The sequence below is a fragment of the Bacillus sp. J41TS8 genome, from assembly GCF_018333035.1.
GTDB lineage: Bacteria > Bacillota > Bacilli > Bacillales > Bacillaceae > Bacillus > Bacillus paralicheniformis.
This window is the reverse complement of record NZ_BORF01000011.1, coordinates 127,323-150,060: the sequence shown is the minus strand read 5'-3', so window position 1 is coordinate 150,060 and position 22,738 is coordinate 127,323. Positions and strand designations below refer to the sequence as shown.

20 protein-coding genes are annotated in these 22,738 nt (G+C 42.0%); 15 read left to right on the top strand and 5 right to left on the bottom strand.

Going from position 1 to position 22,738, the window contains the following annotated elements; all coding sequences use genetic code 11:
- Positions 1–50: 50 nt before the first annotated feature.
- The 10 genes from KI350_RS15570 (at position 51) to KI350_RS15525 (ending at position 13,220) form a co-directional block, all read left to right on the top strand.
- The gene (locus KI350_RS15570) at positions 51–4,520 is read left to right on the top strand and encodes a phage tail tape measure protein (RefSeq protein WP_043054230.1); all 4,470 of its coding nucleotides are present in this window, start codon (positions 51–53) and stop codon (positions 4,518–4,520) included.
- Complete coding sequence (locus tag KI350_RS15565; protein WP_075213433.1) at positions 4,520–5,356, top strand: phage tail family protein; 837 nt, start codon at positions 4,520–4,522, stop codon at positions 5,354–5,356. Before KI350_RS15570 ends, KI350_RS15565 begins: the two co-directional genes overlap by 1 nt.
- A 12-nt stretch (positions 5,357–5,368) precedes the next feature.
- Complete coding sequence (locus KI350_RS15560) at positions 5,369–7,081, top strand: phage tail protein (RefSeq protein WP_075213434.1); 1,713 nt, start codon at positions 5,369–5,371, stop codon at positions 7,079–7,081.
- Between the two features lie 36 nt (positions 7,082–7,117).
- The gene (locus KI350_RS15555; protein WP_075213875.1) at positions 7,118–9,763 is read left to right on the top strand and encodes a peptidase G2 autoproteolytic cleavage domain-containing protein; all 2,646 of its coding nucleotides are present in this window, start codon (positions 7,118–7,120) and stop codon (positions 9,761–9,763) included.
- A 13-nt stretch (positions 9,764–9,776) separates the two neighbouring features.
- Positions 9,777–11,093, top strand: a complete 1,317-nt coding sequence (locus KI350_RS15550) for a phage baseplate upper protein (protein ID WP_075213436.1) — start codon at positions 9,777–9,779, stop codon at positions 11,091–11,093.
- A 12-nt stretch (positions 11,094–11,105) separates the two neighbouring features.
- The gene (locus KI350_RS15545) at positions 11,106–11,429 is read left to right on the top strand and encodes a hypothetical protein (protein WP_075213437.1); all 324 of its coding nucleotides are present in this window, start codon (positions 11,106–11,108) and stop codon (positions 11,427–11,429) included.
- Positions 11,426–11,608, top strand: coding sequence for an XkdX family protein (locus KI350_RS15540; RefSeq protein ID WP_075213438.1), 183 nt, complete (start codon positions 11,426–11,428; stop codon positions 11,606–11,608). Before KI350_RS15545 ends, KI350_RS15540 begins: the two co-directional genes overlap by 4 nt.
- 62 nt (positions 11,609–11,670) lie before the next feature.
- Positions 11,671–11,940 carry a hemolysin XhlA family protein gene (locus KI350_RS15535; protein ID WP_075213459.1) on the top strand — a complete coding sequence of 90 codons (270 nt, stop codon included), beginning with the start codon at positions 11,671–11,673 and terminating at the stop codon, positions 11,938–11,940.
- A gap of 15 nt (positions 11,941–11,955) precedes the next feature.
- Positions 11,956–12,219, top strand: a complete 264-nt coding sequence (locus tag KI350_RS15530; protein ID WP_003185319.1) for a phage holin — start codon at positions 11,956–11,958, stop codon at positions 12,217–12,219.
- A 47-nt stretch (positions 12,220–12,266) separates the two neighbouring features.
- Entirely contained in the window at positions 12,267–13,220 is a 954-nt protein-coding gene (locus tag KI350_RS15525) for a glycoside hydrolase family 25 protein (protein WP_065644215.1), read from the top strand.
- A gap of 100 nt (positions 13,221–13,320) precedes the next feature.
- On the opposite strand, the gene KI350_RS15520 is transcribed toward KI350_RS15525, so the two are convergent.
- Entirely contained in the window at positions 13,321–13,656 is a 336-nt protein-coding gene (locus tag KI350_RS15520) for a hypothetical protein (RefSeq protein ID WP_016886588.1), read from the bottom strand.
- Positions 13,657–13,673: 17 nt separating this feature from the next.
- Complete coding sequence (locus KI350_RS15515; protein WP_065644214.1) at positions 13,674–15,197, bottom strand: T7SS effector LXG polymorphic toxin; 1,524 nt, start codon at positions 15,195–15,197, stop codon at positions 13,674–13,676.
- Between the two features lie 255 nt (positions 15,198–15,452).
- On the opposite strand from KI350_RS15515, the gene KI350_RS15510 reads away from it, so the two are divergent.
- Entirely contained in the window at positions 15,453–16,574 is a 1,122-nt protein-coding gene (locus KI350_RS15510; protein ID WP_071583847.1) for a Rap family tetratricopeptide repeat protein, read from the top strand.
- A 222-nt stretch (positions 16,575–16,796) separates the two neighbouring features.
- Here the strand turns inward: KI350_RS15510 and KI350_RS15505 are convergent, their stop codons facing one another.
- Together KI350_RS15505 and KI350_RS15500 are read right to left on the bottom strand one after the other, a co-directional pair.
- Entirely contained in the window at positions 16,797–17,165 is a 369-nt protein-coding gene (locus KI350_RS15505; protein ID WP_080618531.1) for a YolD-like family protein, read from the bottom strand.
- A gap of 89 nt (positions 17,166–17,254) precedes the next feature.
- A complete protein-coding gene (locus KI350_RS15500) occupies positions 17,255–18,067 on the bottom strand; it encodes a hypothetical protein (RefSeq protein ID WP_075213440.1) in 813 nt (270 codons plus the stop codon).
- 220 nt (positions 18,068–18,287) lie between these two features.
- On the opposite strand from KI350_RS15500, the gene KI350_RS15495 reads away from it, so the two are divergent.
- Positions 18,288–18,506, top strand: a complete 219-nt coding sequence (locus KI350_RS15495) for a LexA family protein (RefSeq protein ID WP_031305060.1) — start codon at positions 18,288–18,290, stop codon at positions 18,504–18,506.
- 24 nt (positions 18,507–18,530) lie between these two features.
- Here KI350_RS15495 and KI350_RS15490 read toward each other — a convergent pair whose 3' ends face one another.
- Positions 18,531–18,845: a DUF1827 family protein gene (locus KI350_RS15490; protein ID WP_075213783.1), complete on the bottom strand. Its 315-nt coding sequence runs from the start codon at positions 18,843–18,845 to the stop codon at positions 18,531–18,533.
- Between the two features lie 531 nt (positions 18,846–19,376).
- Here KI350_RS15490 and KI350_RS15485 point away from each other — a divergent pair.
- From KI350_RS15485 to KI350_RS15475, 3 genes are all read left to right on the top strand, one after another.
- Positions 19,377–20,342, top strand: a complete 966-nt coding sequence (locus KI350_RS15485; protein WP_006640647.1) for a tyrosine-type recombinase/integrase — start codon at positions 19,377–19,379, stop codon at positions 20,340–20,342.
- Between the two features lie 160 nt (positions 20,343–20,502).
- Positions 20,503–21,261: a helix-turn-helix domain-containing protein gene (locus KI350_RS15480; protein WP_212930532.1), complete on the top strand. Its 759-nt coding sequence runs from the start codon at positions 20,503–20,505 to the stop codon at positions 21,259–21,261.
- 863 nt (positions 21,262–22,124) lie between these two features.
- Positions 22,125–22,676: a site-specific integrase gene (locus KI350_RS15475; protein WP_096748043.1), complete on the top strand. Its 552-nt coding sequence runs from the start codon at positions 22,125–22,127 to the stop codon at positions 22,674–22,676.
- Positions 22,677–22,738 lie beyond the last annotated feature (62 nt).

The window sequence follows — 22,738 nt, the reverse complement described above, 5'->3', positions numbered from 1 at the left end:
CGCCGGTCTTTTTTCGTTGAGTTTATGCCAGGGAAGCGGGGTGGATACATATGGCGCAACCTATCGGAAATATGATTGTTAAAGTAGGCCTTGATGATACCGGCTTTAATCGTGGAATCGAAGGTTTAAAGCGGCAAATGCGTTTAGCGAATTCGGAAATGAAAGCATCCGGTGCAGTTTATAAAGCTGCGGGAAATCAGTCAAAGTTTCTTCAATCGCAAGTAGAAGGACTCAATAACAAATACCGCATACAAGGCCGTTTAGTAGATGAGCATCGAACAAAATACAATAAGTTAGTCAGAGAAAAAGGGCTGGACAACCGAGAAACGCAGATACAAGGTCGCCGGCTGAATGATGCCATTGCCGTTCATCAAAGCCTTGGAAATGAACTGCAACGAGTAACAAAACTATTTGAAAATACCACAAACAGCACCCGGCGAGCAGCGGGTGTTTTTTCTGTGTTTAAGCGCAATTCAGGAGAAGTATCTAAAGAGCTAAACGCGGTGTATCAATCAGCCACAACCGCCGGAAAGGCTCTTTCTGCAATCGGTGCAGCGGGATCGTTTGGGATTGGAATGACTGTTAAAGCTGCCGCTGATTTTGAGAAAGCGATGAGCCGTGTCGGTGCTTTGGCAAATGCGACAAATGATCAAATGGGTGAGCTTACAAAAACAGCCCGTCATTTGGGTGCAACAACTCAATATACAGATGGGCAAGTAGCAGAAGGTATGCAGTACCTTGCGATGGCCGGATATAAAACAAATCAAATTATCGGGGCTATGCCTGGCCTTCTCGCGACTGCCGCAGCTGGTCAAACAGACCTTGGAGTTACGGCCGATATCGTTTCTGACATTTTGACTGAATTTCATATCAAGGCTGAAGATACAAACCGTGTTGCGGATGCAATGACATATACTTTTACGAATTCAAACGCCACCCTGCAAGAAATCGGGCAAACAATGAAATATGCAGCGCCGGCCGCAAAAACAGCGGGAGTCAGTATGGAGGAATTGGCGGCGGCAACCGGTATCATGGCAAACAGCGGGATTAAAGCCGATATGGCAGGAACGGCTTTAAGGTCTACCTTGACGCGACTCTCTGCACCACCAAAACCAGCTGCATCAGCGATTGAAGAGTTGGGTCTAAAAGTTACAGATTCAACCGGTAGAATGCGTCCGCTTGCTGATATTATCGGACAAATCAATGAGAAAACAAAAGATTATACCGAAACTGAGCAAATTCGTATTGCCAAACAGCTGGCGGGGCAACATGCGCTTTCCGGGTTTATTACCTTAATGCACGCCGGGAAAGATAAGCTTCAAGAATTCACAAAAGAAGTTGAAGGAAGCGGCGGTACAGCTGAAAGAGTAGCCAAAAAGCAAATGGACAACCTGGCTGGATCTATTGAGTATCTAAAATCTGCTACAAACAATGCTGTTATCACTTTTGGAAATCAGTTCTTGCCTGTTATCCGGGCTACAGCTGACGGACTAACAAAGCTTGTAACCTGGTTTGATTCATTGCCCCCTTCTGTGGCGAGTACCATTGCGATTACTGGCGGTGCAGTCACTGTATTTTCCCTCTTAGGCGGCGCGTTCTTACTGTTGTTGGGCTCTTTGCCAAAAGTAGCAGCAGGCTGGAATATGCTTCGGACCGCGGGCGGCTATTTAACGCGGAATGTAAATCAAGCATCGGTCAGTCTTGGCGTTTATTCTACGGAAGCCATTGCAGCGGGCGCAGCTTCCAGGACAGCGGCTGCAGGAATGACAACAACATCTGCGGCAGCGGCAGCAGCATCCACACGAATGGGGCGTTTTCATCAGTCAGCCAATCTGGCAACAACCAGAGTCGGGAGGCTTGAACAATCATCCAGCAGAAGTGCTAAAGCCATGCGAGGTCTAGGCGGTGCTTCACGTGTTGCCGGCGTTGGTCTTGGATTGTTTGGTGGGCCAGTTGGTTCAATTGCCGGGCTAATTCTTTCATTTGCTCCTGAGCTCTTAAAATTCGGTGGGAATATTTTAAAGGTTGGAGCCAATGCAATTAAAGGCGCTGGCGGCTTTATGAAATTAGCAAAAAGCGGTTTTGGTCTATTCAACATTCTCAAAAAAGGAGCAGGAGTCGTCGGCCTTTTACGTGGCGGATTGAGCTTGTTAGGTGGTCCTGTTGGTCTTGCCGTGACAGGAGTGACACTTTTAACGGAAGCCGGTACAAAGTATTATGACAATCTGAAGAAAAGGGTTCTTCCATCGACTATTGACTTTGGTGAGGGCGTATCGAAGTCAACGGCAAAAGCTGTGAATGCTTATGAAGATATGAATATCAAAGTTACGGCAAAGCTCAATACCCTTCGAGCGACAAATACAAAGATCACCAAGGATATTGCTAATGATGTGACAAAACAGTTCACTGAAATGGGAGACTCGTTGAAAAAGGGATTTCAAACAAGTGCCGATTCAGCCACCAAAGTGTTACAGGATTTTTATGCTTCAAATGATAAAACCTCAGATAAAGAAGCAGCTAAAATCCTCAATAAAATCAAAAGTGGAAATGATAAGAAACAGAAGGAAATACAAGGTTATGTGGATCGGGTAAATGAAATTTACAGAACCGCGGCTGAAGAAAATCGAAAAACAACAGCGAAGGAAAACAGAGAAATAGCAGAGATACAGGGGAAAATGTTGGCTCAAATGGAGACGGCTCTTACTCGAAGCAAGGACGAACAAATTAAAATTTCAAGGAAGCTGAAGGAAGAATCCTCTAACTTATCTGCTAAACAGGCTGCTGCTGTTGTGAAAAATAGTAATAAAGCAAAAGAAAAAACAATAAAAGCAGCCGAAAAGCAACGCGATTCCGTTATTGCTGCTGCTGATGATCAGTATTATGTAAAAGGCACAATTTCAAAGGAAGAGCACGATGACACTGTTGGAAAAGCAAAAAGCCAAGCCAAAAAAACAATCAAACAAGCAGAAAAGACGCATCAAGGTGTAGTCAAGGAGGCAAAGCTTCAAGCTTATGGACATCTTGATCAAGTTGATTTTGAGACAGGCGAAGTCCTTGGAAAATGGGATATTTTTGTTCTCGATTTAGCTGGTGTTGTTAATAAGATTACCGGTGGAATTAACACGGTTCTTGAATTTATGCATATCCCAACCATTCCAGAGTGGAAGCCTAAAGGTTACAATGGCCGGTCTGAAAAAATGCAAATGGCGCCAGGAGCTGCATATGCGAAAGGTACAGACTTTCACCCTGGAGGAAAAGCGCTTGTTGGTGAAGAAGGATGGGAACTGGCCCATACACCAGGCATCGGAACGTATGTTGTCGGGATGGGCGGCCCGCAAGTTTGGGATCTGCCGCGTGGCACATCTGTGCTCCCCCATGATCAATCAAAAGAGTTAGCGGCTTCAGGTCTTCCTGGATATGCCGGCGGTGTCGGAGACTTTTTTAAAAAAGCCGCTGAAGGCTCTAAGAAAATGGTCAACGGAGCTATTTCGTTCGGAAAAGGTGTCGTTGATAAAGTCGGGGATGTTAGTTCAAGCGCTATGGATTTGATAATCAACGGCCCAGGAAAATTAATTAAAAAACTGTTTAGTGGGCTGATCCCGTATAAATCGGGAAAAGGCATTGATTCGTTTGGTACCGGCATACTCAAGACTTTAAAAAATGGTGCAGCTCAATTTTTGAAAGGAGTCATGCCAGAGCCGTCCACATTTAAAGGGACTGGCGGAACGAAAGCCGTAAACCAATGGGTTACAGAGGCTGTTGGTATAGCGGGGGTGCCTCTTTCATGGATTCCAGGGCTTGTGACCATCGCCATGAAGGAAAGCGGCGGAAATCCAAATGCTATCAACTTATGGGATTCCAATGCGAAAGCAGGCCATCCCTCACAGGGGTTAATGCAGACGATCCCGGGTACTTTTAACGCCAACAAGTTTCCTGGACATAATAACATTTTGAATCCAATAGATAATACGTTGGCTGCAATTAACTATATCAAGCGCAGATATGGCGACATTAGCAATCATCCAGGTTTAAAATCAATGGCCCGGGGTGGCGGCTATGTTGGTTATGCAAAAGGCGGTATCTCACCTGGTCAAGGCGGTTCAAAATGGGCCATTTTAAATGAACGAGGGTATGATGAAACAACGATCACGGAAGACCCTTCATACAGGGAGCGTAATATTGGACTATGGGCTCGTATCGGTAGCAAGCTTGGCGTACTTCCGGATTTGCAGGATGGGATGATTTCAAAAGCACTTCTCCTGCTTCAAAAAGTTTCGGCAAAGCCTGAACAGGAGCTGCCACCCCCTAATGATCTTTCTGTAGACATCAGCCGTGTTGTAAAGAATCAAGAAAAACAAATCAGTATGATGGCAAAGCAGATTGATTTTCTAAATAAAAATGTGCAGCTCTTGCAGCAGCTTTTACTAAAAGACAGCAACACATATCTTGATGGCAGGAAAATTGACCAATCAGCCGGTGATCGGTTTAATCGAACTTCATTCATAAACGGGGTGAGATAGTGAAATTATTCCTAGATTACGATAATGGACTTGGGGAGCAGAGTTTAAAAAGCCTGCTTCCTTTTTTTGAACCTTTAAGCTTCACACCTGAAGCACCTGGGATTGATCGTGAAACGGTTAGCATACCCAGAATAAACGGAGTTATCCTTCCGCAGCATCCTCGGGATGTCACATATACAGAACGAAAAATAACCGTTGAATTTTATTTGAATTCAGTCATCGCTGAAAACTTTTATCAATTTAGGCGGGAACTTTACGCGCTTTTAGTCAAGCCGTTTCCCTATTATATCTCGACCGATTTATTGCCGAATCTCCGTTTTCGTGTAACTTGTGATGGGAAATTTAGTATTCCAAAAGAAAAGGAGAAAAACTTTGTAACGTTCACAGTTGAATTTAACAACATCACTGGACTGGCAGAATCCAAATTCACTTCTTTGACAAAGCAGAATTTTGATGGAGAACATTGGAGTCCGGGAATGAATATTCACATGCGTGACGATCTGGAATACAGGTTCAAAAATCGAAAGAGGTTTCAGGTTTATAACACCGGTGATGCCTATATCAATCCTCTGGAACATGCCTATAATGTGACCTTATGGGCGGCCGGAAAAAATGTGACGATCATCAACCATACAAATGGTGAGAAACTGAAAATTGAACAGGAATTAAAAAAATCACAGCGCGTTTCTTTTATCAAGCAATACACGGTGATCAATAAAACACCTATCAAAACATCCGGCAGGCTCCCGGGACTCGATATAGGAATGAATGATTTTGAAATCCAGAATACCAATGATTTTGAAATCATATTCGATACCCGTTTCTACTACGCGTAAGGAGCATGCAATATGGCAAATACAGATTTTATAAAGGAAATTGCACCGGACGCCCAAAGGGTCTATAAAAAGTATGATATTCTCGCGTCTCTCATTATTGCTCAAGCCTGTTTAGAGAGCGGATGGGGTACAAGTGAGCTGGCGCAGAAAGGAAAAAACTTATTCGGCATCAAGGGGACTTATAACGGTCAATATGTTCTTATGTGGACGACTGAATATGATAAGAACGAGAATCCAACTCGTGTACAAGCCAAGTTTCGGAAATATCCATCTTGGACTGAATCAATTCAAGACCTAGCTAATTTGTATGTGAACGGAACGAGCTGGAACCCGAATCAGTATAAAGCTGTGGTCGGGGAAAAAGACTACAAAAAAGCAACAGCAGCACTTATTAAAGCTGGTTATGCTTCCGATCCCAACTATGCAACAAAGTTGAATAACCTCATCCAAACCTACAATCTAACACAATATGACACTGTGGATGGGGTGCCAGATGGACCTGACGAGCCTACAAACCCGAATCCTACCCCGGGGTATCCAAGCAAGGAATATGACGGGAAAGATATAACACTCAATCAGAATCTGCCGACAGATGTTGATTTTCCACAGTTGCATGTCTCAACGAAAGACGGAAAGAGCGTTGTGGAAATAACGGGCGTTTCCGTCGATCTGATGGACGATACGACTGGCAAAAAGAGTTTTACCTTTACGATCACAAAAACGCAGGAAAACGGTACAGAATTTGATTTATTGGTGGATGACAATATTCTTTATTTGGACGAGAAAAAATTCAATCACCAAAAATATTACATTACGGGTGTCCAACTTCATCAAGAGAAAAATGTCATAAGGAAAACCGTTACAGCAAGCCACATATTCACTGTGCTGCTTATTAACAACAGGATTCATGAAACTGTATCAAAGAAATTAAGATTGAGAGATGCGCTTGATTTTGCTCTGAAGAATACAGACTTCAAATATATTTTTAAGACGCCGGAGAGTGAATTTGAATCAGCAGATCAAGAAAATTTCGGTGATAAAAACTCGACAGAGCTAATGGATGAAATCATTGAGGATTATGGGATTGAAATAGACGTGGATAATTACAAAATTTATATCTACAAAAAGATGGGGAAACGGATTAATTTCACCCTAGATTCGCGCTATAATATGCCCGGCATTTCAATTACAACAAACTCGCAAAACAGTACAACACGTGCCTGGGGATACGGGGCCTTAAAAAAGGGGAGCAGTACTGATGACAAAAACCCTCAGTACGAGTTTGAGCCTATTTTATACATTCATCCAGACGAAAAGAAATTCTTGATTGAAGGGAAGCCACGCTGGGCTGAACCGATCAGGGATGAGCGCTATAAAAAAGCCAGCAGTATGATTTCTGCATTAAAAAGGCATGTGAATCCATATCCGGAAATGACGGTAGAAGCAGATTTCCAAAAAATCTATGAGCCGAAGCTTTTAGAGATCGAGCAAGATTTCTGGAAAGGCGACACCATCCATGTCTTGGCTGTTACAGCATCAGGGATCATGTTTGAAGACGATGTTCGGCTGATTTCAATTCAGTACAATCCGTTGAACCCATACAGCAGCCCAAAATTGACGTTTGCGAACTTCCGCAAAGATATCCAAAGCATAAATGTGGATCAAGCGAAAAGGCTTAGAGATCAAAAACGATATATTGACCAGCTTTTTAAAACGCTCAGGTAGGCGTTTTTTTATTTTGCCAAAAAGGGAGTGATGGACATGTTGCGGCTGATTAAGCACTACAATAAAACTCGTAATTCACTTTATGAATCCCAGCTAAGTGAAGATATGCAATCCATAGAAAATGCCTTGAATGATCACGATTATAATTTGAAAAGACATGAGTCTTCCAGAGCCGCCCACACGTCGGAACAAATCGACCACGGCGGCTTTACTGTTGGAAACCGTCTGAAAAATTTATCAGCACGCTTTGCCAACCTAGTCACAAATCACGACGGTTCAGATGTCAAAGAAGTAGTGGACGCCCGGGTGACAACTGACGGAGAAATTGCTCAAACATTGAAAGATCGCCTGGACTTAGAATTTAATAGACTCGCACAAAAAATAAAGCGCACTGTGTATGTAGATGACTTTGGGGCCGTTCCGGACGGAAAAACCGACAGCACTGAGGCTTTCAAACAGGCTTTAGGAAATGGCCGGGTGCGAATTGAGTTAAGTGCCGGTACTTATATTGTGAAAGGCATCAAGCTCCCATCTTGGACCTACTTGAATGGAAAGGGAAAAGGTATCACCACCATCAAGCTTCATGAGGATACGCCCGCAAGTGAATGGGTGATTACAAATGCAGACTATGAGAAGGGAAACAGAAATATTTTTGTACAGGGGATGTCGCTTGATTGGAACCCGAATAGACAAGGCGGAGTTCGGGCGACTGGCGGGCAACATTCCAGCTGCTTAACACTTGCCAATGTGAAATATGGCTGGGTGAAAGATGTTGAGGCGATAAACCCAGGGCTGCACGGTTTTGATATTACAGCTCCTACTTATGATCATTTGCCAACAACCGATTATACGAAGAACGGGAGCCGTTATATATGGCTTGATAATTGTGTTGCCTATGGATATGGGGATGACGGGATTACCACACATTACAGTGAATATATTTTCATCTCCAATTCACATTGTGTTTATCCAAGCGGCAAAGCTCATAAACAGGGGGAGTCCAATTCCAACGGTATTGAAATTGACGACGGTTCAAAGCACGCCTGGATACTGAATTGCTATTCTGAGGGAAATGTCAGGGGCGTGGAGGTTAAAGCTCATGCCAAATGGCCGGCTGCTCAAAATGTCCATGTTATCGGTCATGTGTCTTATCGTGATGTGCGGTCATACGATATCCGTCATATCGGCCATCATTTAGCATCTGACCCTGAAAGCACGACAGCTTACGGTGTCACATTAACAGATTGCACGGCGATTGAACCGGTATTTAATTCCTTGTATAAGGACCTTTCACCGCGTGCGCTTGTCATTTCTGCCTATAAAAATGTCGTGGTAAGCGGCTTTACAGCCATCGGTGATCCTTCATACGATTATAAAAATTATCCCGCTATCGCACTGCAATATCGCAGCCGAAACATCTCACTCAATGGAATTCAAGTGCGTGGGTTTAAGAAAGCTGAAGCGGATATCCGTCTTTTTGGTGGCAACCAGCGGACTGACAATGTTAATATCTCGAACTTCACTTTTTATAAATCGGCCAAAAGCGGCATCGTGATTGGCGGGGGAGTATATAACGTTAACATCAACAATGGGATCATGACAGGGGACAAGGGTGCTTATGGCATCACCTCACCAAACAGCCAAGCCAATATTGTGGGTGTTTATGCAGAGGGTTATGATTACTCGGCGATGATTAAAGGCCAAAAGTATAACTATGTGCCAAACAACTTAAAAGGCGGAACGAGGGTTGCCACAACTTCAGGATATGCGACATCAGAGACTGGTTTTCTTGCGGCTTCTTCCGGTGATCCTGTCGCTTCCGGAGAGGCTTCAGCTGTCATCGGATCAACCGGCGGATGTAAGGCACAGGGTACGCGGAATGTGGTGATCGGTTCTTCTGAAAGATCGACCGCAACAAAAGACGGAAGCCGGTCTGTCATCGGATCATCAAATAATGTCAGGATTGAGGGGGACGGAGTATCCCGGACAATTTTATCCTCACAAGCTGTCATAAATAATAAGAGCTATACAGTGGCGCTTGGATATGGCACCGGGAGCCCATCGGCTTCAAATAAAAAAGTAGAGCTAAACGCAAAGGCTGGCAATGTTTTAGGAACCGGTCGTATTGAAAGTGTTTCCGACTTAAAGGACTTGGCTGAATACTTTGAATCCAAAGACGGCAGCAAGATTGATTCCGGTTACCTGGTAACGTTGGACGGCGATAAAATTAGGAAAGCAGAAAAAGGTGAAAAGGTTTTAGGCGTTATTTCAGAGACGGCTGGCGTCATTATGGGCGGCGCAGCTTTTTATTGGAATGATCGCTATTTAAGAAATGAGTTCGGCGGGATCATCTATGAAGAAATCGACGTTGAATCAGAAGACAAAGACGGTAATGTGGTGATTCAAAAAGAACTCGTTCCGAAAGAAAACCCACATTACGATCCGGATGTAGAATATATTCCGCGAGAAGAGCGGGACGAGTGGCATGTTGTAGGGCTGGTCGGCCAGGTCTATGTCAGGATTGATGATACGGTCCAGGCAGGGGACAGCATCGTTCCTTCAGGCGGCATTGGCACTAAATCAGAAGACGGAACAGGCTTTTATGTGATGCGTATCAAGCAGCCTTACTCTCATCATAAAGGATATGGTGTTGCCCTGGTCTTTATGTATCCGCAGCTGTAAAGGAGGCTCATTGATGATTTATAAACAAGGTGGTATATCACTTGATATAAACGCGCGGAAATCGAACGCGCAATCAACCAATATCCAATTTTTCACCCAGGATACGGGCAGCGCAAAGCTGTCCTTTTCTTTTACAAAAGACGGCGTTCCATTGCCCCTTTCGGCCGTAGACGCCAAAATTGTCCTTCTGTATGCGGATGACTCGTTTTATAAACGCAGCCTGACGCTGACGGACAAGGTAAACGGGAAAGCAGAATATGTGTTGTCTGACGAAGAACTCAAGCATTACGGCCAAGTTAAGGCCGAAATCAAGCTTTATTATACGAATGGTCAGGCGCTTGCGACGGTCTTTTTTACCTTCCACATTGAGAAAACTCTTGAAGATCAAAACATCGTGCCTGTTGCGGAGTATTATATTGATGATTTTGAAACGCTCCGGGCTGGCATTAACAAAACGGTGGCGGAGATCAGCCAAACTCTTGATGAGATCAAAGCAAAATTTGCGGAGTTTGAAAATATTGAAACAAAAGACGGGGCGACGGAAAAGGCGAATAAGGCTGAAGCGAGCGCGAAAGAATACACTGACAAAGCGGCAGTAAGCGCAAAGGAATACACAGACATTCATGCTAAAAATACGGATATTCATATCACGGCAGCGGAGCGGGATAAATGGAATGAGGCGGAGTCCCGGGCAAAGTCTCATATCAATAATCAGTCGAACCCTCATCAAGTAACGACAAAGCAGGTTACACTCATTAATGATTCAGCATTTCAAGATGCTTCTTATGAGGGAGATAATTATCCTGATGGAATCTCAACTTTTCCGCTTTTAGCTAATGAAGCCACAGGATACCCGAGTTCATATGGCGGTATTTTAAATGTGAAATCAACTCAATATCGGTTTGCCCAAGTTTTCTTTCCAGCAGGAAATTCGAAGGACCCGAGAATCTACATTCGTCATTGGTATCATAGTCTAGGTTGGACAGACTTTAGCATGATTCCAACTTCAAATGATCTAAAGCCTGCCTGGACTGAGGTTCCTTTGAAAAACGGCGCGAAACATGGGGCTAGAAAAGTTATGTGTGCGGTGGTTGGCGGTTTTCTGTGTTTAAAAGGCGAGATTATCACCAATAGAGGCGTGATTTTTGGGACGCTACCAGCTTCATATAGACCTGACCAGCTCCGCAGCAGACTTGTTCCTATATTCGGTACAACAGGGATGACTAAATTGTATATCGAAACAAACGGAAATATGAGGTTGGAGGGGCAAATCGCTGATAAATCCGAGAACATAACTTCTTATGGTTTGGACGAAATTATTCCCCTGTAGGAGAGATAAGTCATGAAAAACATTTTTAAATATGACAAAGAGACGTTCTTGTTGATTGATAATGATATCATTCAGCCTGATGATCAAGGGAACTATGAAATTCCGGATGGATGGACAGATATTCCATTTGACCCGGGTTTATATCTTCCGAAGTTTTTTCCGGACGAAAAGGTGTGGAAGGAGACGGCTACAAAAGATTACATTGAAAGCTTGCAGCCTCCGGAGCCTGAGCCAGACATAACTGATCTATTGAAAAAACAAAATGCCTTGCTCTCATTGCAAATTGCACGCCTTCAGGCCGATGTTGAAGCATTAAAAGGGGGCGGGGCATCATGAAGTATCCCACGCTTGCGGATATAAAACAATTCTATGATTGGGGGTGTTACACGGATGATGAGATGAGAGAGTATGTAAAAATCGACTGGATCACCCCGGCAGAGTATGAACAGATAACGGGGAGGAGCTATGATAAGCCCGCCGTCTGTGTGGATTTAGGAATGCCAAGCGCCCAATAAGGGTGTTTTTATTTTGCCTCAAAGGAGGTGAAAACGATGTGAGAACAGGAGGATTTCAGGACATGCCACAACCGAATGATTATGATGTTTTACAAAAAGAAATCGCAGAAATTAAAGCAGATCAAAAAACACAAGATCAGCGGATCACTACCCTCGAAAGAACGACTGACCGACATGATCAGCAGATCATTTCAATTAATGAAAAACTGAACAAGATCGAGGAAAACACAACTTGGATCAAGCGCAGCATCACCGGCGCGATCATTACAGCGGTTAGCACCGGCATCATCGGCGGCGCAATCGCTATCTTTTATAATCTATTGCAGAAATAAGGAGGAAAACACGAAATGAAAAACTTAGACAAAGGCACGGTCGTCCGGACGGTGCTTCTTTTTATTGCATTGGTAAACCAGACTTTGATTATGTTTGGAAAGGCAGCTTTGCCGATCAGCGAGGACCAGGTCAATACGCTGGCCGACGCCTTGTATTTGGCCGGCTCTGCGGCATTCACCATCATTACGTCTTTGGTCGCTTGGTATAAAAACAACTATGTCACCGGTAAAGGTAAGCAGCAAAAAGAAGTTCTGAAACAAAAAGGATTAACAAAATGAGGTTGCCGGCTGGCAGCCTTTTAATAATTTAAAGGAGGATTTTAATAATGGGAATCAAAGGAATCGACGTATCACACTGGCAAGGTAATATCAATTGGAAGAAAGTTGCGGGGGACGGTATTAAATTCGCTTTTATCAAAGCAACAGAAGGGACAACATTAAAGGACAATAAATTTGAAACGAATGTTTCAGGTGCTAACGCTGTGGGGATTAAAACGGGAGCCTACCACTTTGCAAGATTCGGTTCCAAGTCAGAAGCATTGGCAGAAGCCAAGTTTTTTCTGTCAGTTGTTAATAAGGTCCGTCTCACATATCCGCTTGTGCTTGATCTTGAAGTCAATCAGCGGAATGTCAGTAAATCAGTTTTGACAGATGCAGCAATTGCCTTCTTACGAGAGATTGAAAAGGCCGGCTATTTCACTATGATTTACAGCGGCAAATCCTTCCTTGAGAACTGTCTTTATGAATCTAAACTGAAGCCTTTTGCATTATGGGTTGCTCGTTACAGCAGCAAACTTGGCCGGGATGCAGATATCTGGCAGTATTCTGATCGTGGAAGGGTCGCCGGTATTTCTGGGAATGTTGATATGAATATTTGTTATCGTGACGGGTTACGGGCACAGGTGGCCGTGACAACAGAAAAAGCTGCTACTGTAAAACCTGTTTCAAACAAAAAGCCAGTTAAAACGGAGACAGTTTACACTGTTAAAAAAGGGGATGCACTTTCAGTTATCGCGAAGAAATACAACACGACTGTCAAAGCTCTTCAGAGTTTGAATAATATTAAAGATCCTAATAAAATTTATGTTGGCCAAAAATTAAAGATTAGCAGCAGTGCTTCAACAGCATCGAATAAAAAACAGTATTACACAATCAAATCCGGCGATACTTTATCCGGAATCTCCAAAAGATTCAACACATCAATAAAGACGCTGCAGAATTGGAATGGCATCAAGAATGCAAACAAGATTTATGCTGGACAAAAGATCCGTGTTAAATAAGACTGTTTGCCGACGGTATTTACGGGCCGAAGACAAAGGCGAAACTTGAAGCGTTGTTGAAGTAATATAAAAAGGCCCTCTATAAAAAGAGGGCTAACTGTTATTCGTTACTGTCCAATTCCCATACTGTCTGACCATCTACTAAAATTTTATTTGGAGGATCATCATAAAGGGAGATTTCAACCAAGGAGCTTTCCCCTTGCCTTAACCAATCATATACACTGCCTTCGTTATTAGTAGGGTGGGATATAATGTTATTCACTCTAAACGCAACTGCATAATATTCTGTGTAATTGATATCGTCATCTTCTAATCCATTATCTGTTTCGTAAAGTGTGTCTGGATTTCCGATAATTTTTAATCCATTTTTCCATTCTAATCGCAGTTCTTTACCACCATATTCATCTAATGTTTTTATTAAAGAGTTATATTCCATGAGTATCAATCCTTTTCTTATGGTTCTAATGGTTTTGCAGGAACTATATGAGCACCGTCTTTTGAATAATGTATTGTTCCTCTGGTAGTTTCAATATATTTACCAGTTTTCATGTCATATGCTTTACCTATTTTTTGGCCGAAGTCAACAACTTCCCTTCCCTTCCTTGGGAATTCTCCCGTGCCAGCATATTTATCAAGCAACTCTTGAGCTTTTTTATTATCCCCATAGAAGATACTCTTGGTTCTGCCATTTGCAATTTCTTGTTTATAATTTGGTGTTCCAGGAATATGTTTTTCTTGAGCTCCTGGTTTAACTTTTGCAGGGAAACCATTTACTTCACGGTACGGACCTTTTGGTACGGATTGTTTGCCGTAGGAAGGTGTTTTATCTACCTTCGCAACTTTCTTTCCAGCTTCTTCACCTTTAAATAACTTGAAGCCGCGCTTTCCGTACTTAAATGCCTTTCCGAAAGGGGTGACACTCAATCCGGCCATCAAACGATCACCATTATCTTTAACGATTTCGCCTGTCGCAAGGTCGTATCCAAACGCTGCTCTTACTGCATCATACACACCTGTAAATTCCATCGCCGTATCGAAATATTTAGCAAAGTCGCTTTTTTCCACATTCTCTGGAAGGGTGTAGGCGGGTTCTATCTTGACGATTGTATCACCATCTATGTATGCCCGGTAAAGCGTATCGTTAAATACCCTATAATCTTTTTTCAGTTCATTCAATTCCTCTTGAGTGTACTCTTTTTTGGAAACCTTTTGTGTCGCCAATTTTTTAAAACGATCTGGATCGGCGAGAGTGTTTACGTCAGCATCTTCTTTGTCTCCGACTTTTTTCAGCATGGCACCCATGGCTGTTTCTTGATTTCCACTCAAGGTATCCATCTCATCCGGCTTTAAAATCGCGCCTTTTTGATAACTGGTGATTTCAATTTTGGGCCCGGTATACATCTTTTCGAGCCGCGCGATGTATTTTTGCATCGTCTCAAGATCGTTTTCAGCCGTTTTGAGGGCGTTGGTTTGCTCACGGTCAAACGCATGCAGCTTTTCAAGAGTCGTGCTGATTTCCTTTAACGCTTTCTGATTTTGTTCATGAAAACCGCTGTCATTCAAATCCGGTAAATCAACGATATGACTGACTTTTGCGATCGTGGCGTTGGTTTTAGAAACCAAATGTTTCGTTGTGCGATCAGCGGCATTTAAGCCGTTCTCCAACTCGTGTTCGAGAAAGGCCTGTGAAATAAATCCGTTATGGTTGGGTTCCAGAGAATTTAGCGCGCTTTTCATTTTCTTCAGCGTGGAACTGTATTCCTCTATGAAAGCATCATAGAACTGTAGAAAAGGGGTGTGACATTCCTCGTAAAAGGCGCGGATCGCGTCGCCGCCTTTTCCTTTTAAAGCATCATCAAGTGATGTGATCCCTTCAACGGCCTTTTTGACCTTGGCGAATTCGTCTGATTGTTGTTTTAATTGTTCGAGCGTTTGATCAATTGCATGGTGCAGCGCTTGAACATCCAGCGTCTTCATGGCATTCTCCTCTAATCCTTTTCGTTAAATCAGTATAAAGTTTACCACTATACGGAAACCAATTGGGGAAAAAATCCTGTGGATCTCTGAAAATGAATCATAATGATTAGGTCAAAAAAACCAAAAGATAGTGTCGTTAGATTGTTGTTGTCAAGAATTGATGTTTTCTGTAAAATGATTACCATGAAGAAAAAGGAAATAACCTTGATTGATTTTTCTGAAAAATTACAATCTTGAGAGAAAGGAAGAGGATATGTGAGCGTCATACCTTATGATTTGGTTGCGACAAAAATGAATTTTTGGTACACCGCTTTAAAAAACAATTGGCCTGGTCAGGCAGAAGATACTAGAAAAGAAGTTGAAAAAGAAATAGCTCAAATGGAAGAGAACCAAGACGTGCTTGTCTATTATAACTTATTGAAGTTTCGGCATGATCTTCAGTTTGATTACATGTACTCTGATCCAGGTGCGAATTTAGATGCACGCTTTGATGAATTTAAGAAAATTAGGGATCAGAATAATCTAGAAGGAATGTTGGAGTATTATTATCAATTCTTTGCAGGGATGTACCATTTCAGACAAAAGGAATTGATACTAGCACTGAATTTTTATAGAAATGCTGAGAAACAACTTGATTCTTTTGAGTGCGACGAATTGGAGAAAGCCGAATTTTATTTCAAAGCATCAGAAGTGTATTATCATATGAAACAAACGTTTTTTTCGATGAATTATGCCACCCGTGCATATAATATATACAAAAAATATGACACATACGGAGAACGTAGAGTCCAATGTCAGTTCATTTTAACGGGGAATTTAATTGACAAAATGTATCCAGAAAAAGCATTAATCAATTTACATAAAGCGCTTGAGGAATCAAATGATATCGGTGCTGATCATTTAATTGGCTCATCGCATTTGAATCTTGGAATATGTTATAATCAGCTTGAAGAACTTGAAAAGTCATCCAATCATCTCAAAAAAGCCCTGGAAGTGTATAAAGAGGGAAATCACAGCTTTATACCGAAAACTTTGTTTAACCTTGCCCATGTTAAAGCAAAGCAGGCTGAATGGAGAGCAGTCGATGACCTTTATTTTGAGGGGAAAGAATTGGCTGAAAAAAATCGCAACACATACGATCTTGCAAAACTTGAAATGCTAAAGGGGCTTTATTTGATTCATGATGTAGACTTAATCAGGGAGTCCTTTAAGTTCTTCAAAGACAATGGTCTGTATGCTGATATGGAAGACTATGGTATCATCGCTGCAGAAGTTTTAGAGGGTAAAGAAAAAGTTCGCGATGCCTGTGAGTTCTACCGAATTGCATACGACGGAAGAAGACAAATTCAAAGGAGTGGGATTGTAGATGAAATCTAAGTTATTGATTTGTGCCGTTCTTTTATTAAGTGCAGTTGGCGCGATTGGTTCCTCATACGTCCAAGCTGACTATGCTTCTTATAAAGTTGCGGAGAGGTTAGCATCCTAATAACATAAATATTAAGTAGCTATTGAAGGAATAATTAATTTGATATACATTCAGTGCACGTTTCATCACATCAATGATACAGAAGAAAAGCCCTTCACATTTTTCAGAAGGGCTTATTTCATTTCTACGCCAACAATATCCTTAAATTTAATAAGGTTGGTGTCTCCTTTAGAATCCACAACATGGAAAGTGTTGTGCAGCTGGTTTATGTAATGGATATGGCCCTCTATTTGAACAATCTCCCCGGTTTCCGGTCCGTTAAGCATTGGCAGCGGCTTAAATACAGAAAACTGAACTGGATAATTAAACTCCATTGCTTCACTTATGACCATTTCCATATCCTCGATCTGAGACATGTCAAGAACCGGCCTTTTTACTTTGTCCTGGCTGCTTTCTAACTCGCGAAGCAGGCCGACATGCTCTGGTAGCATCATGGCCGTCCATTTGATTGATCCCCGATCTTTCAAGTTGTCATCTCTCATGGTGTTCATCTCCTTGAGATGATTATAAGGGAACGTTTGTTCTGCTTTCAACAAGAAATAAAACCCATCCTTTCGAATGGGGTCATAATTTAATTTAAGAGTTGAGAATAATTTTTTTCACTGGTCACCATTTTTTCACCAGATCTTTTATAAGAGAATTTGGCTAAAGTTTCGTCTTCATCTATATAGGGTGCTTTCCAAAATACAGAAAGTTCACTAATACTTCTGTCTTCCTCAGCAAGGCGAGCAGCCAAATCTTCACTATACAGTTCAATCATCTTTTTTGTTGTTGCTGATGAGTTTTTAAGATCAAATGATAAGTGAACTAACGCAATGTATTGATCTTTTTTATCATTTCCAAAATCTTGATTGACTTCAATGTCTTCAACAGAAACGTTCTTTAAATGTTCATCGACCAAACCTTCGATTTTATTTCTAATATGGCTTGTCTCATTCTCAGAAGATGCGTCATTTAATTCTGATTGATCACTTTTAGTAATTAACCCATATTCACTTTTGACACTTAATTTATCAGCAACAAAATGAAGGGATACAGCTGCATGACTTTCTAAGCCATCCTCTCCGTCGAAATCATAATCTGTTGATGAGTAGTCACCAATTTTTTCTTCAGATTTTGCTTTGCCCCCAACAATTTTTTTGACTTCATCATAAGTCATGCCTTCTTTTATTTTTTTATATTCTTCTGGAGTAATGGTGGCAACTGGTTCGTTTTCGTACTTTAGAAAAAGTTTATTAATTAGTGCTATTGAAAGTAAAGTAATAATACAAAAAAGAGCCAGTCGAAGTCCAGCTTTTCTTGTTTTACCTAGGATTAGCATTAATACACCTATAAGTGTTCCTATAATCATAAAAGCAGCAAATAATGAAATAAATAAAGCCATAATAACCCCCCACTTGTTTTAAAACGACCATTTACATTTTAAAACAAGTGAGGGGGATTTTCTATATAGACTCGTTCGAACTGCTTGATTAATGGTTGTTTTTCAGGAGCTCTTCTCACTCTCACTACGCTTTCTTCTAATTATACGAAAGTATGTTCTTATTTTGATAAGTGTTTGGTATAATTGTCATAGGTAAAACAAACCAATGAAGGGGGATACTATGAAAAAATCCGAACAAATATTAGAAGCTATAGACGAATTAACTAAAGAAAAAGGATTTCCGCCCTCTGTTAGGGAAATAGGCGAAAGGGTTGGTTTAAAATCTTCAAGCACAACAAAAGGTCACCTTGACCGGTTGCGAAAAAAGGGGCTTGTTGATTGGGAAGAAGGTAAGACAAGAACGTTACATTTATTATATAAAGAAAAAGCCACCATTTAGATATGCAATGTGTAAAGCCCAACTCTAATGAGAAGGGCTTTTCTCTTTAAATTCTTCGTAAATATGTATCACACCGGATGAGCTTGTATAAATTGTAGTTTTTTCGAAATTTGTTTTCATCTTACGTGTGATAAATTTCTTGATTTCTGCTTTTCTCACAGGTCTTTCACGATTTGATACACTTCCGTGTTGTCCTTTTGAATGAGTCTGAAGAATAAACATAGTATCTGTTCCCTGAATCATATACACTTTTATGTCGCTTTCATCATTTGTGTTTTGTGTCATTTTCATTTTTGCTACAACTTCTGGATGGTCAAGAGTAACGTCTATAAATTTCAAGTTATCGCCTCCTCTGTAAACCAATCATAAGGAACGTGTGTTCTCTTGTCAATTCTAAAAAGACCCACCAAATGGCGGGCTACTTGAATAGTTTACCTAATAATTTTCCAGTCGTTTTCCCGGCAGCACGTCGGGCTATACACTTTCCGATAGTTCCGTTTTTCACCGCGTTAACATCCCTAAAAATCTTTTCCGGTTTGTATAAAGTTGATCTGATTTTACTCATTTTCTTCTTCCCTTTTGTGTTGGTGATTTTATTATAAAAAAATTTGATATACGGCTGTCCGTAATACAGAAAAAACCTCCGAAAATTTTTTTGCACAAATTTTGCACAAAGGTAAACAAAAACCTTGATAAATCAATAGTTTAAAGGGTATGTTCGACCCCGACCACCGGTATCCTAGAACGCAAAAGCGACGGTATTTCGGCGTATTATTCGCTGATTTATCGTCGCTTTTTTGCGTTAAACGTCACGGCAAATGGTCGTGTGCCTATCGCTTTCCTTTAAACAGAAGGGAGGCGATTTTTTTTATGTCTAAACGAAGAAGTAATCGTTTAAATGCCCGCGAGGTGGATATCGCGGTTGAGCCGATCGAATACAACACTTTAACAATAGACGGTGCGATTAGGCTTTTCTTGGCTGACGCAAAGCGGAAGAGTTTGCGTAAGGATACGATCACATATTACCATCGCGAGAATAATCATTTTCGTAATTGGATTATGCAGCAGGAAAAGGGTGACTTAATTTCGGGGATCGTGCGCGCTGATATCGATGAGTACGTTGATTATTTGAAAGAATCCGGTAGGCAAAATGGGTCTATAAATACACGTTTGCGATCTATGAGAGCCTTATTTGGGTATCTGGAAGAGAATAAATATATCGCGAATAATCCAATGAAGAAATATCCGCTACTAAGGGAACGGAAGGGCAATATAGAGACGTTTTCTTTAAAACAGCTTCGGCAGCTATTGAACGCTCCTGACAAACGTACTTTTACCGGTCTTCGTGATTACACATATATGCTGTTGTTATTGGAAACAGGAATACGACTAAGTGAAGCTGCGGGGATTTTGCTTGAAGATGTAAAGCTAAGTGAAGGAACCATCTTTATTAGAGAGACAAAAAACCACTTTCATAGGTATGTACCTATACAAGCAAGGATGAAGGAGCAATTAAGAAGGTATTTAAAGATACGTGGAACATGTGAAACAGATCATTTATTTGTAACAATCGATGGGACTCCAATGAAGAGGGGCGCTTTACAAAAGTTAGTTGGGAAATACGGTAAGAAGGCGAAAATTAAAGGCGTAAGATGCAGCCCGCATACTTTGAGGCATACATTCGCTAAAATGTCAGTTATGAATGGAGCTGGCGTGTTTGAACTACAGAAGATACTCGGGCACTCAACGATGGAAATGGTTCGAGTATACGTTAATCTTTATGCTTCTGATGTTTACGATCGTCACAAAGAATTTTCGCCGCTCAACAACTTATAAAAACAAAAAAAAAGACGACCACCCGTCGGAAATAAATCCGATAGATAGCACGCCACACCCTACGTCTATCCTATCGAAAAAAAGCGTTCTAGTCAACGTTTATTTGAGTGCGCCTAATTTTCCGATATGGGTCGGTATGTCTCCGAGGAGAGAAAACCGAATGTACACGAAAGAATCCGCTAAAATGGCGTCTTTCCGTTCTGTGGACGAGCTTAACGACGCCATCCGCACGCATATCTACCGCAATAAATCCGACCTAACACCGGCCGCAATCGAGGTTCTCAAGGTGCTGTCGCGTCATGCCTGCAAAACGCCGGGTGTGGCGTATTTGAAGCTGCAATCGATCGCGGACTTGATCGGCCGGCACCGCGTCACAGTCATCCGGGCAATTAAACGACTAATAGACTGCGGCATCATCCGCAAGGAAACGAAATTCCGGCCGGTTTCCGGCGGCAACGGCGCCAATATGTACGTGATTTTGCCGGCTGATAATAGCGCTGTGAACCCGAATAAACCCGCTGACAACAACGATGCTACTCTGCAAATGCAACCCCGTTCGACATCGGACAAGCCAACGGAGACAACGGCCGCCGCGCCGAAAAACGCAAGCGAAACTGTTATTCCTAAAAGCGTAAATAAATTACTACGTAATACGTATAGTGCGTTCAAAGCTGTGGTCGAATCGTTTGTAAGCGATCGGAAGCTGACGAACCGGCTATACGGTATTTACCTTGCGCATACGTCGTATTTAAAGGGCGCATATGATTCCGAGACGCTAGAAGAAATTGGGCGGGAAGCCGTGCGTCAGACGTTCGTTGCGACAAAGCGCAAGCACATTCGGAATCTTGCCGGCTATTATAACGGCGTTCTGGACCGGATGTTAGATCGGTTATATGAAATGCGATTCGAGACGCTTTAATTACCGAAATTTGCGGTGAATCAGAAGGACAGAGTGTATCTCTGTAGGCGTTAGTGAGACGGGAAGGTCTTCGAGGAGAGACGCTTGTTCGTCGCAATTTGCGACAATCAATTCGTACCGTTGTATTAGTCGGTAGACGTTCCTCGAGGTGTAATTTAATCGCCCCAAATTGGGGCGATTGCTGGAAGACGCGGATTTTAAAAGGCGTTGACATACCGTTTAAGGAGATCGTTTGGGTGGCGTTGGAGGACGTTTAATTACGACAATTTGTCGCAAACAAAAAAAGAGGCGGAGGTTGATCCTATTGTCCACTTTGTGGACGATTGGCGGTGCGCACGATTTTTATTTTGATTGTCCGAATTTCGGAGGAACACAATCGCGTCTTCTTCTCGTCACAATTTGTGACGACTACCTATACGCTAGCTTCCGTCAAGCCGCATGGACGGTAAAAGCCCGTGAAAATCGTGGACTATTGGCGGAGTTCGAATCGTTCCTACAAGCGGAATAGATTGAACGTCGCAATTTGCGAAGACCAAACAGTACACACCAGCTGAAACCCCCTTGCGCGCGACCCCTCAAACACTTTACGATTCTTGACGTTTTGACCGCGTTGTAACATCGAAAGGGCCGCAGACAATATAATAGAAGAAAAGCGGAATAATTACGATTTATCATGTATCGAAATGTTACGCGTGTAAAGTTTCGGTAGCTTTCGCGTTCACGACGGACAGCCCGTCAAAACTCCGACCTATCAAACGAATGTACGTTTTTAGATATTTTCGTACATTCAAAACGTTGATTTTAAAGAACCGATGTGATAACGTATAAATGAAGATACGTTTTCGTACATTGGAGGTATTAAAATGGATGAAAAGAACGTGCAGCCACTACGCACGATCGGCGAAATAAACGATATGAAATGGGCGCTTAGAAGGTTCGGAAAAGAGCGAGATCGATTCCTTTTTGTATTTGGCATTAATACGGGATTGAGGGCGAGTGATATTGTATCGCGAAAAGTTGGGGATGTCCGCGGGAAACAGCATGTTATAATTCGTGAGAAGAAGACCGGAAAAATAAAAAGGTTCTATTTAAATAAGGCGTTGCAGGACGAGATAAACGAATATACATACGGCATGGAAGATGATGATTTCCTATTTCCTAGCCGCAAGGGTAACAGCCATATAACAACAACACAGGCATATCGATTACTGACAAAGGCTGCGTCAATGCTAGGTCGGGATGATGTTGGTACGCACACGATGCGCAAGACGTTTGGATACCACCATTACAAGCGCAACAAAGATGTCGCAACACTTCAGACTCTATTCAATCACTCCGCGCCATCTATAACGCTCAAATATATCGGAATAACAGACGATGAGGTACAAGCGACATTAGAAGACTTCTCATTATAGTCGGTCATATGGCCGGCTTTTTTTGTTGCGTTATGAGGGCGGGGGTGAATCGAAAGGGAAAG

What these genes read in the sequence shown, in the direction of transcription:
- KI350_RS15570 (WP_043054230.1), top strand. Translation starts at nt 51, where the DNA reads ATGGCGCAACCTATCGGAAATATGATTGTTAAAGTAGGCCTTGATGAT.
- KI350_RS15560 (WP_075213434.1), top strand. Translation starts at nt 5,369, where the DNA reads ATGGCAAATACAGATTTTATAAAGGAAATTGCACCGGACGCCCAAAGG.
- KI350_RS15555 (WP_075213875.1), top strand. Translation starts at nt 7,118, where the DNA reads ATGTTGCGGCTGATTAAGCACTACAATAAAACTCGTAATTCACTTTAT.
- KI350_RS15550 (WP_075213436.1), top strand. Translation starts at nt 9,777, where the DNA reads ATGATTTATAAACAAGGTGGTATATCACTTGATATAAACGCGCGGAAA.
- KI350_RS15545 (WP_075213437.1), top strand. Translation starts at nt 11,106, where the DNA reads ATGAAAAACATTTTTAAATATGACAAAGAGACGTTCTTGTTGATTGAT.
- KI350_RS15540 (WP_075213438.1), top strand. Translation starts at nt 11,426, where the DNA reads ATGAAGTATCCCACGCTTGCGGATATAAAACAATTCTATGATTGGGGG.
- KI350_RS15535 (WP_075213459.1), top strand. Translation starts at nt 11,671, where the DNA reads ATGCCACAACCGAATGATTATGATGTTTTACAAAAAGAAATCGCAGAA.
- KI350_RS15530 (WP_003185319.1), top strand. Translation starts at nt 11,956, where the DNA reads ATGAAAAACTTAGACAAAGGCACGGTCGTCCGGACGGTGCTTCTTTTT.
- KI350_RS15525 (WP_065644215.1), top strand. Translation starts at nt 12,267, where the DNA reads ATGGGAATCAAAGGAATCGACGTATCACACTGGCAAGGTAATATCAAT.
- KI350_RS15520 (WP_016886588.1), bottom strand. Translation starts at nt 13,656, where the DNA reads ATGGAATATAACTCTTTAATAAAAACATTAGATGAATATGGTGGTAAA.
- KI350_RS15515 (WP_065644214.1), bottom strand. Translation starts at nt 15,197, where the DNA reads ATGAAGACGCTGGATGTTCAAGCGCTGCACCATGCAATTGATCAAACG.
- KI350_RS15505 (WP_080618531.1), bottom strand. Translation starts at nt 17,165, where the DNA reads ATGAGAGATGACAACTTGAAAGATCGGGGATCAATCAAATGGACGGCC.
- KI350_RS15500 (WP_075213440.1), bottom strand. Translation starts at nt 18,067, where the DNA reads ATGGCTTTATTTATTTCATTATTTGCTGCTTTTATGATTATAGGAACA.
- KI350_RS15495 (WP_031305060.1), top strand. Translation starts at nt 18,288, where the DNA reads ATGAAAAAATCCGAACAAATATTAGAAGCTATAGACGAATTAACTAAA.
- KI350_RS15485 (WP_006640647.1), top strand. Translation starts at nt 19,377, where the DNA reads ATGTCTAAACGAAGAAGTAATCGTTTAAATGCCCGCGAGGTGGATATC.
- KI350_RS15480 (WP_212930532.1), top strand. Translation starts at nt 20,503, where the DNA reads ATGTACACGAAAGAATCCGCTAAAATGGCGTCTTTCCGTTCTGTGGAC.
- KI350_RS15475 (WP_096748043.1), top strand. Translation starts at nt 22,125, where the DNA reads ATGGATGAAAAGAACGTGCAGCCACTACGCACGATCGGCGAAATAAAC.